This window comes from Gammaproteobacteria bacterium (assembly GCA_029884425.1).
Taxonomy (GTDB): Bacteria; Pseudomonadota; Gammaproteobacteria; order S012-40; family S012-40; genus JAOUHV01.
The window spans coordinates 84,358-100,659 of the sequence record JAOUHV010000005.1 but is presented as its reverse complement, the minus strand read 5'-3'; the positions used below and the strand labels follow the sequence as shown (position 1 = coordinate 100,659).

The 16,302-nt window shown below is 53.4% G+C and carries 15 protein-coding genes and 1 tRNA gene; 10 read left to right on the top strand and 6 right to left on the bottom strand.

Annotated elements, in window-relative coordinates:
- Positions 1–497 precede the first annotated feature (497 nt).
- Entirely contained in the window at positions 498–1,511 is a 1,014-nt protein-coding gene (gene tsaD / locus OEW58_02545; GenBank protein MDH5300223.1) for a tRNA (adenosine(37)-N6)-threonylcarbamoyltransferase complex transferase subunit TsaD, read from the bottom strand.
- Between the two features lie 265 nt (positions 1,512–1,776).
- On the opposite strand from tsaD, the gene rpsU reads away from it, so the two are divergent.
- The 5 genes from rpsU to OEW58_02520 all read left to right on the top strand — a co-directional run bounded on the left by rpsU (position 1,777) and on the right by OEW58_02520 (position 6,573).
- The gene (gene rpsU / locus OEW58_02540) at positions 1,777–2,022 is read left to right on the top strand and encodes a 30S ribosomal protein S21 (GenBank protein ID MDH5300222.1); all 246 of its coding nucleotides are present in this window, start codon (positions 1,777–1,779) and stop codon (positions 2,020–2,022) included.
- Between the two features lie 21 nt (positions 2,023–2,043).
- On the top strand, positions 2,044–2,493 hold the full coding sequence (locus OEW58_02535; GenBank protein ID MDH5300221.1) for a GatB/YqeY domain-containing protein: 450 nt from the start codon (positions 2,044–2,046) through the stop codon (positions 2,491–2,493).
- Between the two features lie 64 nt (positions 2,494–2,557).
- The gene (gene dnaG / locus OEW58_02530) at positions 2,558–4,381 is read left to right on the top strand and encodes a DNA primase (GenBank protein MDH5300220.1); all 1,824 of its coding nucleotides are present in this window, start codon (positions 2,558–2,560) and stop codon (positions 4,379–4,381) included.
- Positions 4,382–4,486: 105 nt separating this feature from the next.
- Positions 4,487–6,319 (top strand): RNA polymerase sigma factor RpoD, encoded by a 1,833-nt coding sequence (rpoD, locus tag OEW58_02525; protein ID MDH5300219.1) that lies wholly within the window; start codon positions 4,487–4,489, stop codon positions 6,317–6,319.
- A gap of 177 nt (positions 6,320–6,496) precedes the next feature.
- Positions 6,497–6,573, top strand: a tRNA-Ile gene (locus tag OEW58_02520).
- A 2-nt stretch (positions 6,574–6,575) separates the two neighbouring features.
- Here the strand turns inward: OEW58_02520 and OEW58_02515 are convergent.
- Positions 6,576–7,073: a peptidylprolyl isomerase gene (locus OEW58_02515; protein MDH5300218.1), complete on the bottom strand. Its 498-nt coding sequence runs from the start codon at positions 7,071–7,073 to the stop codon at positions 6,576–6,578.
- 125 nt (positions 7,074–7,198) lie between these two features.
- Between OEW58_02515 and OEW58_02510 the strand changes: the two genes are divergently transcribed.
- The 4 genes from OEW58_02510 to OEW58_02495 all read left to right on the top strand — a co-directional run bounded on the left by OEW58_02510 (position 7,199) and on the right by OEW58_02495 (position 12,743).
- The gene (locus OEW58_02510; protein ID MDH5300217.1) at positions 7,199–8,809 is read left to right on the top strand and encodes an RluA family pseudouridine synthase; all 1,611 of its coding nucleotides are present in this window, start codon (positions 7,199–7,201) and stop codon (positions 8,807–8,809) included.
- A 14-nt stretch (positions 8,810–8,823) separates the two neighbouring features.
- Positions 8,824–9,714: an FAD:protein FMN transferase gene (locus OEW58_02505; GenBank protein ID MDH5300216.1), complete on the top strand. Its 891-nt coding sequence runs from the start codon at positions 8,824–8,826 to the stop codon at positions 9,712–9,714.
- An 88-nt stretch (positions 9,715–9,802) separates the two neighbouring features.
- The gene (locus OEW58_02500; GenBank protein MDH5300215.1) at positions 9,803–11,320 is read left to right on the top strand and encodes a hypothetical protein; all 1,518 of its coding nucleotides are present in this window, start codon (positions 9,803–9,805) and stop codon (positions 11,318–11,320) included.
- A complete protein-coding gene (locus tag OEW58_02495; GenBank protein MDH5300214.1) occupies positions 11,310–12,743 on the top strand; it encodes a DUF1501 domain-containing protein in 1,434 nt (477 codons plus the stop codon). Before OEW58_02500 ends, OEW58_02495 begins: the two co-directional genes overlap by 11 nt.
- Here OEW58_02495 and OEW58_02490 read toward each other — a convergent pair.
- Both OEW58_02490 and OEW58_02485 read right to left on the bottom strand, forming a co-directional pair.
- Positions 12,740–13,972 carry a DUF3570 domain-containing protein gene (locus OEW58_02490; protein ID MDH5300213.1) on the bottom strand — a complete coding sequence of 411 codons (1,233 nt, stop codon included), beginning with the start codon at positions 13,970–13,972 and terminating at the stop codon, positions 12,740–12,742. The genes OEW58_02495 and OEW58_02490 overlap by 4 nt on opposite strands.
- Entirely contained in the window at positions 13,963–14,145 is a 183-nt protein-coding gene (locus tag OEW58_02485) for a DUF4266 domain-containing protein (GenBank protein MDH5300212.1), read from the bottom strand. The genes OEW58_02490 and OEW58_02485 overlap by 10 nt, the downstream gene beginning before the upstream one ends.
- A gap of 242 nt (positions 14,146–14,387) precedes the next feature.
- Between OEW58_02485 and OEW58_02480 the strand changes: the two genes are divergently transcribed.
- A complete protein-coding gene (locus tag OEW58_02480; protein ID MDH5300211.1) occupies positions 14,388–14,822 on the top strand; it encodes a hypothetical protein in 435 nt (144 codons plus the stop codon).
- 14 nt (positions 14,823–14,836) lie between these two features.
- Here the strand turns inward: OEW58_02480 and OEW58_02475 are convergent, their stop codons facing one another.
- Both OEW58_02475 and lspA read right to left on the bottom strand, forming a co-directional pair.
- Complete coding sequence (locus OEW58_02475; GenBank protein MDH5300210.1) at positions 14,837–15,778, bottom strand: Nudix family hydrolase; 942 nt, start codon at positions 15,776–15,778, stop codon at positions 14,837–14,839.
- Between the two features lies 1 nt (position 15,779).
- Entirely contained in the window at positions 15,780–16,298 is a 519-nt protein-coding gene (gene lspA / locus OEW58_02470) for a signal peptidase II (GenBank protein ID MDH5300209.1), read from the bottom strand.
- Positions 16,299–16,302 lie beyond the last annotated feature (4 nt).

Here is a 16,302-nt window from a genome sequence, read left to right as displayed (position 1 = left end):
AACGAATGTAGACGGCATATTGGCCGTCTTTTATCGACATCAAAAAGTAGGTGTACTAGATTTGCGAAAATAAAAGTGTAACCCATGTCTCCGAACAGGGTGTTACCTATGTCCCCGGTCTGTACACACGGCGCACCCTACTCGAACAGGATTGTTTTTGGTAACCCGGATGCGGAGAAGCGGAATCCGGGAGCGGCCCCCTACTTGCTCATCAAGCAGACAAAACAGATAAACTCTTTAATAACAACTAGTTACCAAAAGAAATATGTTATAATCACACGTATTATTATCCCGTCAAGGAGACGAACCATGAACGCAATCAAACGTTCTTTCAAACGGTATTTTGAGAGTAATTTTTTGAAATTAAAGAAAAGTTTTTTCAGATGGCAGGAACACTTTAAAGCCGCTAGAGCGGCTTTAAAGTGTTCCTAGCCTACCACATATAGTACAACAAATAAACAAATAAAATAGTACACAACATTTTGCGCCAAAGCCGTTCAAACCGCCCCCAAACTCGCCATATCCCAGCGTGGCCGGGCTTTGAAATTGAGCTCCGCCCGCTCGCCCGCTTCCAGACGCAACGCCCCCACCAGTGCGATCATCGCGCCGTTGTCGGTGGCGAAAGCCAGACGCGGGTAGAACACTTCGCCGTTTTGCTTTTGCAGCATTTCCTGCAGCCGGCGGCGCAGGTGCAGATTGGCGGAAACGCCGCCGGCGACTACCAGGCGGGAATAACCAGTCTGCTGCAGGGCACGGCGGCATTTGATCACCATGGTTTCGACCACCGCCTCCTCGAACGCGTAGGCGATGTCGGCTTTGGTCTGCTCGGTTTGTGGCTCGGTTTGCCAGGTAGTCAACGCAAAGGTTTTCAAACCGCTGAAACTGAAATCCAACCCGGGGCGATCGGTCATTGGACGGGGAAATTTGTAGCGTCCCGGCACCCCTTGTTGCGCCAGCTTGGCCAGGATCGGCCCGCCGGGATAGCCTAACCCCAGCATTTTGGCGGTTTTGTCGAAGGCTTCACCGGCAGCATCGTCCACCGATTCGCCCAGCAATTCGTATTGACCAATCCCTTCAACCTTCACCAACTGGGTGTGGCCGCCGGAAACCAGCAGGGCGACGAATGGAAATTCTGGACGGGGCGTTTCCAGCAACGGCGCTAACAGATGGCCTTCCATGTGGTGCACTCCAATGGCCGGCAGTCCCAGCGCCCAGGCCATCGCCCGGCCGGTGGCCGCCCCCACCATCAGCGCTCCCGCCAGGCCGGGGCCAAGCGTATAGGCAACGCCATCCAGCTCGGATTTCTGCAAGCCTGCCTGGTCTAGCGATTCCTGGATCAAGGGCAGTAATTTGCGGATGTGGTCACGCGATGCCAGCTCCGGCACCACCCCGCCGTACTCCTCATGCAGGGCGATTTGCGAATAAAGCACATGGGACAACAACCCCTGTTGGGTGTCATATATGGCCACGCCCGTCTCGTCACACGATGTTTCAATACCCAGTACTTTCACTTACGCCCACCACTTGGTTGTCTTTGCGTGGGAATTATCACCCGTATCGGCCGATGTGCAAAACCCACCGCGAATGTTTGCGCTTTGTCCAGCAACGCGCTAGAATTCGCCGTTCCGCTAAAGGGTCGGTCTATATTTTGACCGCCGCTACAAAAAACCCTTGGCGAATCTGGCTGCAATCATTTGATTTATAAGCCAAAAAGGCCGCCGAGGCCGTTTTTTATGGTGCTAACACAGAATTCAGTAATTAAGGATACGAGAGCGAATGCCTTCAGTAAAAGTAAGAGAAAACGAGCCTTTTGATGTTGCCCTGCGCCGCTTCAAGCGTTCTTGCGAGAAAGCAGGTGTACTGTCTGAAGTACGTCGTCGTGAACACTACGAAAAGCCCACTCAAGTTCGCAAGCGCAAGCAAGCGGCTGCTGTTAAGCGTCAGTTGAAGCGCACACAGCGCGAAACTGCAATGCAACGTGGTCGTCGTGCTGGTCGCGCTTCTAGCCGCGCTGGCCGTTAATTGCCTGACGCCGCCCCTGCCATGAGCGACAGCCTAAAAACCCGCCTGCAGGAAGACGTGAAGAATGCCATGCGTGCCAAGGACAAAGATCGCCTTGGCACGCTGCGTTTGATCACGGCTGCCATTAAACAGCGGGAGGTGGACGAGCGCATCGAGCTGAACGACGAGCAGGTGTTGAGCGTATTGGAAAAAATGGTCAAGCAACGTCGCGAAGCCATCTCCCAATACGAATCCGCCGGCAGAACCGATCTGGCCGATAAAGAAGCCAGTGAAATCGCCATCATCGGCGAATTTCTGCCTGAGCCTGCAAGCGATGCCGAAATTGACCAAGCCATCAGCGAAGCCATTGCCGCCACCGGCGCTAACGGCATCAAAGACATGGGCAAGGTCATGGGCATTTTGCAGACCAAGCTCAAGGGTCGCGCCGACATGGGCGCCATCAGCGGCAAGGTACGCAGCAAGCTCGCCTGATCCTGTTGCTCCTGTGCCGACCGCAACAATGCAACCGCATTAGCCGGCACGGGAAGCACGCCACATGAGCTCACGCATTCCGCAAACGTTTATCGATGATCTACTGTCACGCGTAGATATCGTTGACGTCATTGATCGTCGCGTACCGCTCAAAAAAGCCGGTCGCGAATACAAGGCATGCTGTCCGTTCCACGGCGAAAAAACCCCGTCTTTTACCGTCAGTCAGCAAAAACAGTTTTACCATTGCTTCGGCTGTGGTGCTCACGGCACCGCCATCAGCTTTTTGATGCAATATGAAAATTTTGCATTTCCCGAAGCCGTCCGCGAACTGGCTGACAGCGTTGGACTGGCCATGCCGGTCAGCGAACAGACACCTGCTAACGCCGCCAGCGCACCGCCGCAATTGTTCGACCTGATGGAAAAAGCCGCCCAGTATTATCGCCATCAGCTCAAAGGCTCCGAGCGCGCCATCGCCTACCTGAAGGGACGCGGCCTGACCGGCCAAACCGTCAGCGCGTTTGAAATCGGTTACGCCCCCGATGGCTGGCACCACCTGGCAAACGCACTGGCCGGCAGCAATTCGACGATCAAGCAGCAACTCGAACAGGGCGGCATGCTGATCAAACGCGACAATAGCGAAATGTACGACCGCTTCCGCGATCGCATCATGTTCCCGATTCGCGACCGGCGTGGCCGCACCATCGGCTTTGGTGGTCGAATCCTGGATAAAGGCGAACCCAAGTACCTCAATTCGCCGGAAACCCCGTTATTCCACAAAGGCAAAGAACTGTACGGTCTATACCAGGCCCGCCAGGCCAATCGCGAACTGACACAATTGATTGTCGTTGAGGGCTACATGGACGTGGTCGCCCTGGCCCAGCAAGGCATCAGCTACGCCGTAGCCACCCTGGGCACGGCCATCACCGAAGCCCATTTGGCGCTACTGATGCGCCATTGTCACAAGGTGATTTTCTGTTTTGACGGCGACCGCGCTGGCCGGCAGGCCGCCTGGCGTGCGGTCGAAACCTCGCTGCCCAAACTCAGCCAAGGACTCGAACTGAAATTTCTGCTTCTGCCCGACGGCGAAGACCCCGACACCATGGTCCAAAAGATCGGCCGGGACGGGTTCGAAAACCTGCTGGAAAAAGCCCAAGCTTTTAGTCAGTTTTTCTTTGAAAATCTGCTGCGCCAGGCCGATATCCGTGGGTTAGACGGGCAGGCAAAGCTGCTGCAACTCTGCCGCCCCCTGCTCGAAAAGGTCGAGGACAAGGTTGTACGACAACTGATGATTGCTCGCCTGGCAGAACTGATCAACATGCCAAGCCAGCAACTCCAGGCGCTGCTGGACGGACAAACGCCGACAACCGCCGTCACGACGCCGCCTGCGGAACGCGAGCCAAAGAAGCCATGGCAACCTCGCGATCGCTGGAACAAAACGCGCGACAACTCGCTCCAAGGGCCGGCGATGAGCAGCAACGCGCCGCGAGATACACCGTCACCGGTACGTCATGCGATTTCGCTGCTGCTGCACCGCCCGGCACTGGCTGAACAAGTCAGCATCAGCCCCGCGCTGCAGGCGCTGGAACTTCCCGGCATGCGACTGTTGCTCGATTTACTTGAACTTTTGCACCATCGCCCCAATATGAGTACCGGTGCCGTATTAGAACATTGGCGACATACCAAAGAAGGCGTGTCACTGAACAAACTCGCAACCCAGGAGCCCCTGCTCACCGAGGATCAGGTCGGACAGGAGTTTCTGGATACGATAACTGTGCTGGAAAAAAAATCGGCCGAGCAACGCCTGGATCAACTGCTAAAAAAATCCACCTTGGTGGGTTTGGACGAGCAGGAAAAGTCGCTACTCAACCGCCTGCTACGCGAACGCTAATTACCTCGCCGCATAATTGTGTACAACTTATGCTCGCTGTTTGGAAATTAGTGTATACTAGCCCGCTATTTTTTCCACGCACTGAGATTTGAAAATAAAGGCCTTATGAATTCAGATCAGCAGTCTCAAATTAAGCTATTGATCGCAAAAGGAAAAGAACAGGGATTCTTGACCTACCGCGAGGTTAATGACCATCTGCCCGATGAGATCGTCGATTCTGAACAAATCGAAGAAATCATCGCTATGATCAATGACATGGGTATCCCGGTGCACGAGCATGCACCCGATGCCGACAGCATTCTCATGACCGATGAATCGGTGACAGATGAAGATGCCGCTGAAGAAGCGGCGGCAGCCCTGGCTGCGGTTGATGGCGACTTTGGTCGCACTACAGACCCGGTGCGCATGTACATGCGTGAAATGGGCACAGTGGAGCTGCTGACTCGCGAAGGCGAGATCACGCTGGCAAAACGGATCGAGGAAGGGCAACGCGAAGTATTGTCCGCACTTTCCTGCAATCCAAAAACCATCGAAAGCTTCCTGAAAATTGCTGACGAAATCGAAACGCAAGGTCGTCGCATCAGCGACTTGATCACCGGTTTCATCGACCCCAATGCACCGGAAGAATTGCCTGAAATCAATGTCATCAAACCTGACGTGGCTGCGGCTGCGGATGACGACAGCGATGACGACGAAAGCGATGACTCCAGTTCAGACGAAGAGGATACCGGCCCCGATCCCGAGGAAGCCCGCATCCGTTTCGCCAAAATGCGCGAGCTGCACGAAAAGCACCTCAAGGCCATGGACAAACATGGCGCGCATGACCCCAAGGCCGTCAAAGCTGCCAACGACGTCATTGAGTTTTTTGCCGAATTCAAACTGGCGCCTCGCTTTGTCGATCTTATGGCCGAACAATTGCGCCAGCTTATCGATGAAGTTCGCAAACACGAACGCGCCATCATGCACACCTGTGTCAAGGTCTGTGGCATGCCGCGCAAGGATTTCATTTCCTCATTCCCTGAAAATGAAACCAATCCTGCGTGGGTAGACGGCTTCCTGGAAGGCAAATTCAAATACGCCGCCAAGCTCGCCGCTGCAGCAGATGACATTCGCCGCGAACAGCAGAAACTGGCGGAAGTTGAACAAATTGCCAGCCTGCCCATCGGCATGCTCAAAGACATCAACCGTCGCATGTCGATTGGTGAAGCCAAGGCGCGTCGCGCCAAGAAAGAAATGGTCGAGGCCAACCTGCGTCTGGTTATCGCCATCGCCAAAAAGTACACCAACCGTGGTCTGCAATTCCTCGACTTGATCCAGGAAGGCAACATCGGCCTGATGAAAGCGGTCGATAAATTCGAATACCGTCGCGGTTACAAGTTCTCTACCTACGCGACGTGGTGGATTCGTCAGGCGATTACCCGCTCCATCGCCGATCAGGCCCGCACCATTCGTATTCCGGTGCATATGATTGAGACCATCAACAAGCTCAATCGCGTCAGCCGTCAAATGCTGCAGGAAATGGGTCGTGAAGCCACCCCTGAAGAATTGGCCGTGCGCATGGACATGCCTGAAGACAAAATCCGCAAGGTACTGAAGATCGCCAAAGAGCCAATCTCCATGGAAACACCGATTGGCGACGACGAAGATTCACACTTGGGCGACTTCATCGAAGATCAAAACATGATCTCCCCCGGAGATTCTGCGACCTTCGAAGGCCTGCGTGAAGCCACCTTGCAAGTCCTGGAAGGTCTGACTGCACGCGAAGCCAAAGTACTGCGCATGCGTTTTGGTATCGACATGAACACGGATCACACGCTGGAAGAAGTCGGCAAACAGTTCGACGTTACCCGCGAGCGTATTCGTCAAATCGAAGCCAAGGCATTGCGTAAGCTGCGTCATCCTTCACGTTCCGAGCAGCTGCGTAGCTTCCTGGAATAACAGGAAAAAACGCCGCAAAAAAAACCGACCCTGTCTGCACAGCGGTCGGTTTTTTGTTTATACTTAAGCCCGTTTTATCTGCCCCTGTAGCTTTTATGCCCGTCAGGGTACAGTTGGTTTCGGGCGAAGCCCGAATGAAGGTAGCACCAGCCACCTTCAAACTCGATAAAACGTTATGCCCCTGTAGCTCAGTTGGTTAGAGCAGCGGACTCATAATCCGTTGGTCGTAGGTTCAAGTCCTACCGGGGGCACCACCCTAGTGGTGGTGCACACCGCCTTCACCATGCACGTGACCGTGCTCGATTTCTTCATCGCTCGCATCACGCACCGACAACACTTCAACATTGAATGTCACGCTCTTGCCGGCAAACGGATGATTCAAATCCACGTCTACCGTTTTCAAACCTGCCTTCACCACGGTAACCGGGCGAGGACCGTTTTTGGTGTTCAATTGGATCACCATGCCAGGCTTCAACTTGGGCTTGCCTTTGCCATCACGTAGCACGTGATTGATCGACACGCGCTGGGTCGCATCCTGCTGAACTTCACCAAACGCATCGGCTGGTTCCAGCGTCACGCTGACCTTGTCACCCACGTTCTTGCCTTGCAGCGCCTGCTCCAACGGCGGCATCAAACCATTGTGACCATGCAGATAATGCAGCGGCTGATTAACCTCCTGCGAATCTTCCAGTACCGCGCCATCAACGTCGGTCAAGCGGTAGTGCAGTGCCACAACCTTGTTCTTGTCTATCATTTGTTGCTCCAGAGTTTAACTATGGCGGAATACAGCCCGCCCGATGATCACTGCGCTAATTTTACATCATCTTGGCGTTTGGCTAATGTAAAATCCGGAGTTCGATTTTTGCGAAACACGCCGCCATGTCGCTGATTCAGCCTCTGACCTATGACGCCTCCCTGCCCGAACGCATTCCCAGCCCGTTTGCCAGCCAGGCTCACCCCTTGGCACAACACGCCGCTCAATTGCTGCAGCAACAACTTGCACGGCTCGCTATCGGCGAAAATCGCATGTTTGGCGTGCTGGTTGTGCGCCATCCGGATAACTCGCTCGGCTATTTAAGCGCATTCGAGGGCACCACCCTCAATCACGCTGAGCACGACCTGTTTGTCCCGGCCATTTTTTCTGCCATCGACCAGCGACGTGCGCAAATCCACAACGAACAGCAACAACAGCAATGCCTGCAAGCCATTGCCCTCCTACACCAGGACCCGGAATTTTTACACTGGCAACAACAACGCGATCTATGGCAACAGCAACGGCAAACTGAACTGCAAGCGTTGCACGACCAGCATCAGCACAACAAAATTAATCGCGATGCACAGCGCGCAGCGCTTGATGAAAATACTGAAACCTACGATGAACAACTGCGGTTGATTGCCCAGCAAAGCCAGCAGGACAGGCGCGTAATGAAGGCTCGCCAACGCCACTGGCAACAACAATTATCCGACGTCGAAGCCGCTCTGCTCGGTGCAGAACAACAACTGCAGCAATGGCAACTGCGCTTAAACAAACTGCAGGCACAACAACATACGCTACTGATTGATCTGGGAGAATTGCACAACCGCAGCGGAAACAAACGCGGCGTGGCCAGTTTTTTTGCCGGACAAACGATTCCTCACACTGCCGGGGAATGTGCCGCAACAAAATTGTTAAACTTTGCCAATCAACATCAGCTCACACCGATCGCGCTCAGTGAATTCTGGTGGGGGCCGTCGGATACCAACGATGAAATTCGCCATCATCGCCAACACTATCCCTGCTGTCGTAGTCGCTGCCATGTGTTGTTGCCGTTTTTACTGGATGGTTTGGCCGTAGAATCTGCGCCAGTGCATGTCGACAACCATCTTCCAGCCGGGCTGGATATTCTGTTCGAGGATGATGAACTTGTCATCATCAACAAACCTGCTGGCTTGCTGTCAGTTCCCGGCACTGACATCACCGATTCTGTTCAACAGCGATTGTGGCAAACTCATCCAGATCAACCATTGCTGCTACACCGCCTGGATCTGGCAACTTCCGGTCTTCTGCTCGCCGCCAAAAATTCGCGCTGCCACAAACTGTTGCAACGTCAGTTTGTGCAGCACACGCTGCAGAAACGCTACGTCGCACTGCTCGATCGCCGCCTGGCGGATGATGTACTCAGCGGCGACATTAACTTGCCGATGCGCGTCAATTTGCTCGACCGGCCTCGACAAATGGTTTGTTACAACTACGGCAAGCCGGCACTCACCCATTGGCAGGTCATTGATCGCGACGACCGCAGCACGCGGGTACATTTTTTTCCACAAACAGGCCGCACCCATCAATTGCGCGTCCATGCCGCTCACGCACACGGATTAAATGCACCGATCATCGGCGATGATTTGTATGGTCGACCTGGGCCGCGATTAATGCTACACGCGCAGCAATTGCAATTTATTCATCCAACCACCGGCCAGCAAGTTTGCATTGAAGCACCCTCACCGTTTTGACATGATGGGCCCGCATGAATCCTCCCTTTGAAATGGAACAACGCGACGACTGTTGGCTGGTAAAATTTTCTGCCATGGCCAGCCCGTGCGAGTTGCTAATCGATCAGGTCAGTCGCTCACAGGCGACGCTTGCCGCACAAATTGCGCAGCAGGAAGCCCTGCGAATTGAGCAAAAATTCAGTCGCTACCGCAACGACAATATTATTTTTCAGATCAATCACAACAACGGCGCCCCGGTCAGCGTTGATCCAGAAACCGCACAATTGCTGGATTACGCAACCACCTGTTACGAGCTCAGCGATGGCCTGTTTGACATCACTTCCGGCGTGCTGCGCCGCGCGTGGAAATTCGATCGCAGTGATCACCTGCCAAGCACCGATCAGGTTGCGCAACTCTTGCCTCTGGTGGGCTGGAACAAAATTATCTGGCAGCGGCCCAGCATTCAACTGCAAGTGGGCATGGAAATTGATCTGGGCGGTATCGGCAAAGAATACGCGGTGGATCGCACGGCGCTGCTACTTTCGCAGGCAGGTTTCAGTCATTTTCTGGTAAATTTTGGCGGTGACTTACTGGCGATGGGACCACGCGCAAACGGCAGTCCCTGGTTGGTGGGCATGGACCGCATTGATCCGGCACAGGCACATATCAAACGCCTGCAATTGCATCACGGCGCGTTGACCACCAGCGGTGATACGTACCGCTATCTGGAAAAAGACGGCGTGCGCTACAGCCATATTCTGGACCCGCACACCGGCTGGCCAGTGCCAGAAGCACCACGCACTGTGACCGTGCATGCGTCAACCTGCGTTGAGGCCGGCATACTGGCCACCTTTGCCATGCTGCACGGCAAGCTCGCAGAACAATTTCTGCAGGAACAACAAGTTAAACATTGGGTTCAACGCTAATGCGTGAACTCGCTCTCAGGCCAAACAATGCAGCCGGGAAAAACTGTCCCCAGGGACGATAACCACACAAGGCACTATGGAGTAGTCAATGCGGTTCCCCATCATTCTTTGTCTCGCCGCCTGCTTGCCCCTGGCCAGCTGTATCGAGTCCAAACAGCCGCTCAATTCGGCAGAGCCCACCGGCTTTGCTCGCCCCATCAACGACGGCGATCTTGCGGCGATGACGCCACTGCAGCAATACCAGGTCTACAACAAATTACTGTCCACGCTGTATAAAGGCGAACCCGCTGCTGATTTTTTTGATCTGAGTAAAGGTCTGGAAAATCCGCAACTCAAGCAACACAGCCTGCGCATTCGTCAGCTCAAACAAAACTTGCACAAGTCTGTGGTGGACGACACTTACTACGCCAATCTTGTGCAACAAAAACACGGCGTCTCATTGGGCATGGACAATCCACGTCCTGCGGCCTACGCGATGGCAATGCTGCACGAAATGCCCATCACCCGCACGTACTATTATCACTGGATCGCCTACCAGCTCACTAATAACATCATGTTTTCTCCGGGGTTAGAACTCGACAGCGTATTTCCAAAAGATGCGCAGACGGTGTATGAGCGCCTCATTCATTCGATGGAACAAAATCACACCATTCGCGATATCGTTTACCAGCACATGATAAGCCAGGAAAACTGGCGGCGTTTTCGTTCACCGGAAGACAATACTCGCGAGATGATGGAAATTTTCCTGTTGCGCTTCGACGACAGCGAAGTACCCAAGGCATCAACTGCGTGTAAAAACTGGTTTTTGAATGTTAACAACAGTTATATGCTGCAATACGACGGCGCGCCGGTCAATCAGCAGCCGCAACTGGGCTTGCTCAATCGCGATAGCATCCGCACCTGTGACGAGTTTTATCGCGCCATTGCCGAACACCCGAGCCTGATTCCATCGATCACATCACGCCTGATTGATCATTTCTTTTACGGCTACAGCGTGGAGTTTAAACAAGCCTTCCTCAATTCGGTCACCGCCGCCAATCCGGTGCATTTTGATGAACTATTCGACGCCATCGTTTTCAGTTACGAATATCTCACCAAGGTCACACGGCCACGTTCCTACGAGGAAAATTTCCTCGCCGGTGCCGGCCGGCTGCGCTGGGTTGCCGCCAATGGTTTTTTCAGCGGCAAAACCAGCGAGGACACCAGTAGCAACGTGCCCAACCTGGCCAACATGACGCAAAAAAGCATGACCTACAAACTGGGCAGACCGTGGAAGATCCCCATGGATTCACTTAGCTTGGCCAATTATCACAAATCAATTCGCGACGAACTGTTTTTGCGTACCCGTGGCCAATGGCCAACGGATTTAATTACATCACCCCAAGTGAACGCATTGTCGGATCAGGACTTCATTCACTATTTATTCCTGAACGCAGTGATGCGCAAGGCAACACCAGCGGAGCTGCAGGCAATGCAAACCATTTTTCAAACCAACAACGTCACCACACGAATGAATCGCGCCTACATCGTTTTTGATTACACCTCGCGCCTGGCCGAAACCTATCACCTGCCTGCATTTGAAGAGGTTCCGCAGCATGAATATTAATCGCCGCCGTTTTCTCCAGGGATTAGGCGTTATCGGCGCCAACCTCGCGGTTCCCGGCCTGATCACCACGAGTTTGTTTTCCGGCAAAATCATGGCTGCCGGTTACGATCAACTGGACGTGGAATTTGACACCACGCTCACGGTTGATCGCATGCCGCGTTTCATTAACATTTTTTTGTATGGCGGTCCGTCAGAGCTTGCCGGCAATTTGAGCAACATCATCGACATTAACGCCAATTCACAAAACCGCTATCCACGCACCACTATCGATGGTGTCAGTTACGGCTTCGATCCCAACGAAGCCAATTCACTGGTGACGCCCAATGCATTCTGGAAAGGCGCAGGCGGCGAAATCATGGAAAGTTTGCTCGCCTCCGGCGACATGACTGTTTATCGCACCATGAATCGCCTCAAAGACACCAATCGTGCCCACGGCATTTGTGTACATCAAAATCTGGTGGGCAATCTGAATGTCTACACACCCGGCATGGCAACCACGCTCGCGTGGATTTTGCAGAACAACAATCCATTCCGCTATGCCGATGGTTCAGTGCGACCGCTGTCTGATGTGGTATTTCCCTTCGTCAGTTTTGAAGGCGAATCCAAAGTCTTCAACACCAGCGATCTTGCCATCCTGCCCGAACTAAAACCTATTGCACTCAATGCCAAAGTGCTCAATCCGTATGTGCGCACTGATCGCACTACCGCCGGGCTCAACAACGGTGGCGCGATTGATTTGGCGATTGAAGAACTCGCACGCCAAACCAGCGCAGCCAGCGCCTATCCGATGACGCACCAAAGTTTAATTCAACGCGCCGAAGCTGCTGTTCATATCAACGAAAAAATTGGTAACGTCACCGACAACGCCGCCACCTATGGTTACGGCACTGGCAATTTTGGCGAACGCCTCAGCTCCGCCGTCAGTTTGGTGCTTAATAACCCTGACACTCTGTTTGTCAGTGTCGGCAGTGGTGGCCTAGGCGGCTGGGATGATCACTCGGAAATGATGCGCCGCTATCCGGCACGGATGGAAGAATTGTTTGTCGCGATCAATGCCGCAGTAAAACACCTTGAAGCGGCCACCGCCCAAGGCGTGGCCCATGCGGACAAGGTGATCATCAACGTGTATGGCGAATTTGGCCGCAATGTAAATCTAAACGAATCCCTGGGCTGGGATCACGGCACCAATCAGAATCTGTACACATTTGGCGGTAAAGGCTTGTCAGCCAACGCACGCAAACTGGGCGAAATCGTCGGCACCACCGAACGCGTCGGCGACAGTGGCGTGAATCGCCAATTTACTTCACCTACTGCTGGCAGTTATCAGTTCGAGCCGTTTGCGCTGGCGTCGAGCATGTATCACTATTTCGGCGTGAAAAATCCGCAAGTGTTCAGCGGCGAGCCGGTCATCGCTGGTTTCTAGAATCGATAATACAAACTGCCCTGTACTGCAATTGCATTGAGCGGCGTGATATCGCCGCTCATGTACCACTGACGCAAATATTCTCCGCGCACCGTCATATCAATGTCTTTGAAAATTTTACGGCCATACAGCAAACCCAGCGTGGAGGTCACTGCCGTCGCCAAACGATAATCGGCACTGGCAAACCCCGGATCAGGACTGAGCACAGGCAAACCATAGTGATAAAAACTGGCTGCCGATTGGCGATACAAACGCGCATGCCCCTGCCAGTATTCGCCGTCACTGCCGTTTTTCACATCGTGACGATAACGACCTTCCAAAGTGTGCGAGTCCATCTCCCAGTCATCCCAGTAAAAGCGATAACTCAAATCGACCACGTCACCCGCATATTGTGATTCTTTGCGCTGATGCACCGCACGCCAATGCAAACTGTTGTAGTTGCGCTCGTCGGGACGCTTTTCAAACTGCTCCGAACCACTTGGTGAACCATCCACATTCAAACGACTGATCACTTTGTAGGGATCATTCATGTAGCCGGCGCTAAATCCGCCCATGTACGTCATCGAACCCAGCGTGTTGCGATTGATCACCGAGCTAAACCCCAGCAACCAGTCCATCATAAATTTCTGATCCGATGGATAACGCGCCGTGTCCGTGGTCGCCGCCAACCCCGTAGGTACCCCACCGTTTGGACGAATGCGATCGTAATTGGCCGATGCACCAAAATTCCAGGTAACGCGTCGCTTCTCGGTATCCTTGCTGAAATAGGCACTCAAACCACCGGAGGTGTAATCGTATTCGTACGAAAAATTCGCCGCCCAGCTTGCCTTCAACAAGCGACTCATGGGTTTGTCCCAGGTCACGTTGTAGGCGGTACGAATATCCTGAAATCTTCCCAGCGGCGACTCGCCTGCCGTATTGGTTACATCGCTGCCTGAGGGCGTGGTAAATGTCTGTGTCGCCGTCGGCGCAGCGGCACCTGTCGGTGAAGCTCCTGTCATGATGTCATGGGTGCGCTTCAAGGAAATGCTTTCGTCCTGCGCCAATTCTTTTTTCAGCGACAAGGTTTCTTCGTAAACATTGATGCGATCAATTTCTTTGTAAAACAGCGTTGACGCTTTTACTTCCCACTCACCATCTTTTGCTTGCGATTCAGCAGCAACACCTGCCAGCAAACTGCACGTCGCTGTCGCCAGCGCTTGACGTATCTGTCGTTTTTTTAATTGCATCCGCAGCCTCCACCACCAAAACTGCCGCCGCCGCGAGAGGCTTCACGACTAAAATAAATTTTATCGTCTGCCATTCTGTCTAGTGAATTGGCATCGAGTTGCATTTTATCTTGCGCAACAATGTCACGCTCCCACGCCTTGATGTCCTGCACATCAGCAATATCTTTGAACATGGCACATCCCGATTGCGTCAACAGCAGCAACAGGCAAAACAAAATGCGGTAAGCAAATGACATGAGGAATCCAGCGACGCCCTTATCTTCGTGAGGAAAGAATAAAGCGAGAAATTCCGCAATTTTTATCACAGATATACCCCTCTGTATACTGTCTCCAGACTCCGACAACCGGCACAACCACACTCCGGCATACTCCTTGCGTTGACAGCACTGAGGCTTTCGTCACGGAGGAACGCGTCATGATGTCAAGACTCAAAAACCTGCCCAAATACTCTTGCGCCGACACCCTGGTCGACTCCAAACAATATAACGCTGCCCGATTGGCGCTTTACCGCCTAGCCAAAGTTGTGCGCTTCCCGATCAAAGGATACGAGCATCTGGAAGTCATAATCGATGAAGATTCCTGGGTCGTTGTAGATCATTTGCAAAATGACTTGCCGATTGTGGCCTGGACCGACTTCCAAGCCACTGGCCGCGGACTGCATGAGCCTGTGCGCTGCCAACTAAGCTATTACCATTTCGGCGCAGCGGTCGTCGCCAACAAAGGTCTGGCGGCAATCAATCGCTATCTGGGAATCAAACTGGAAAGAGAATCAAAAAAAGCCGTCGCACGCTCGGAGAGCCCGACCGCAATCGACTCGGTGGTACGTCTGAAAGTTGCGGGCAAAGCCTAACCACACCCCCGAGGTTATTCGCGCCAATAACCTCGGATTCCGGCACAACCTTGTGCGCCGTGCGCAAACGCCTCAGCCTCATCCACATCACTCACGCCCCCCAGGGCGTACACTGGTAATGCCAACTGATCAACGATCTGTCCAAACATTTCCCAGCCCAGCGGTTCGGTATCCGGATGTGATTTGGTGTACTTCACGGGAGACAGCAGCGCGAAATTCGCGCCGATGGCTTCGGCTTTTTTCAATTCGTCCAGACTGTGACCCGAAGCCGCCACCAACAACGAATCCGGCAGCGGTCGCGTTATAGCTGCCGCCAAACGCTTGCTATCCAGATGCACGCCATCGGCTCCCAAACGCTGCACCATTTCCGGCGCAGCATTGAGCAGCACCCGACAATCATGCGCATGTGCCAGCTCAATTACTTTTTTCGCCAGCGCAGCATAATCGGTTTCACTTAAACCCTTGGCGCGCAACTGCATCAGTTTGATGCCCGCCTGCAGACTGCGTTGCAAACCGGCAAGAAACGTCGCTTCGTCGGCAGGATCAGGGGTGATCAGATAATGCGTTGGCAATTGCAGCGCATCGACAATAGGCTGATTCGCCGCAGGGAACGCGTAATCTTGCAAACTCGCCTTCGCCACCCACGCAATCGGCTGCCCCTCGCGTCCGTGCGGCTGTCCCGCAAAGCGCGACACCTGCCACACATCGAGCAACACCGACTTGTCGCTGTAGTCATGACTGACGCGAATCAGGGGACGGGCTTCCAGCACATCAATGCCAAGTTCTTCGTGCAATTCACGCGACAAGGCATCGCGCGCGGTTTCGCCCGATTCGAGTTTGCCACCAGGGAATTCCCACAAGCCACCCTGATGCAAATGCTCTGCGCGTTTGGCAATTAACACATCGCCTTGCGCATTAACGATGGCCGCAGCGACCACATGAATTCGCTGGGACACGTTATAGCTCCTGCGGGTTTTTCTTCTCGGATTTAAAACTGGTCGCAATCAGCAAAATCGCGCCAAGGAAAATGGCTGAGTCTGCAATATTGAACGCTGGCCAATGGCACTCACCGTTGCCACCGTAATAAAAGCCCACAAAACAACTTTCGCTTTGATAGAAGAAATCAATAAAGTCGATAACGTGTCCATGCATCATTCGATCAAGCACGTTACCTATCGCACCACCCAACACCAGCGACAAGCCCGCTGCCTGCACATTTTCATCCTCAGGCAACTTGCGCAGCCAGACGATAATGAAAATGGAAACGGCAATCGCCAGCACGGTAAAAAACCAGCGCTGCCAGCCACCGGCATTACTCAAAAAGCTGAATGCCGCACCTTCGTTGTACATGAGGGTAATGTTCAGCATCGGCAGAAAATCCACGCGCTGATGCAATTCCAGCGCGCCATTTGCCCAAATTTTGGTGATCTGATCCAGCACCACCGCCAGCACTGCCAGCCAAACCCACTTCTTCAGCATT

Coding starts and splice junctions, on each gene's coding strand:
- OEW58_02535 (MDH5300221.1), top strand. CDS start 2,044: ATGAGCGACAGCCTAAAAACCCGCCTGCAGGAAGACGTGAAGAATGCC.
- OEW58_02500 (MDH5300215.1), top strand. CDS start 9,803: ATGCGGTTCCCCATCATTCTTTGTCTCGCCGCCTGCTTGCCCCTGGCC.
- dnaG (MDH5300220.1), top strand. CDS start 2,558: ATGAGCTCACGCATTCCGCAAACGTTTATCGATGATCTACTGTCACGC.
- rpoD (MDH5300219.1), top strand. CDS start 4,487: ATGAATTCAGATCAGCAGTCTCAAATTAAGCTATTGATCGCAAAAGGA.
- OEW58_02505 (MDH5300216.1), top strand. CDS start 8,824: ATGAATCCTCCCTTTGAAATGGAACAACGCGACGACTGTTGGCTGGTA.
- OEW58_02515 (MDH5300218.1), bottom strand. CDS start 7,073: ATGATAGACAAGAACAAGGTTGTGGCACTGCACTACCGCTTGACCGAC.
- OEW58_02490 (MDH5300213.1), bottom strand. CDS start 13,972: ATGCAATTAAAAAAACGACAGATACGTCAAGCGCTGGCGACAGCGACG.
- OEW58_02510 (MDH5300217.1), top strand. CDS start 7,199: ATGTCGCTGATTCAGCCTCTGACCTATGACGCCTCCCTGCCCGAACGC.
- OEW58_02485 (MDH5300212.1), bottom strand. CDS start 14,145: ATGTTCAAAGATATTGCTGATGTGCAGGACATCAAGGCGTGGGAGCGT.
- rpsU (MDH5300222.1), top strand. CDS start 1,777: ATGCCTTCAGTAAAAGTAAGAGAAAACGAGCCTTTTGATGTTGCCCTG.
- OEW58_02480 (MDH5300211.1), top strand. CDS start 14,388: ATGATGTCAAGACTCAAAAACCTGCCCAAATACTCTTGCGCCGACACC.
- OEW58_02495 (MDH5300214.1), top strand. CDS start 11,310: ATGAATATTAATCGCCGCCGTTTTCTCCAGGGATTAGGCGTTATCGGC.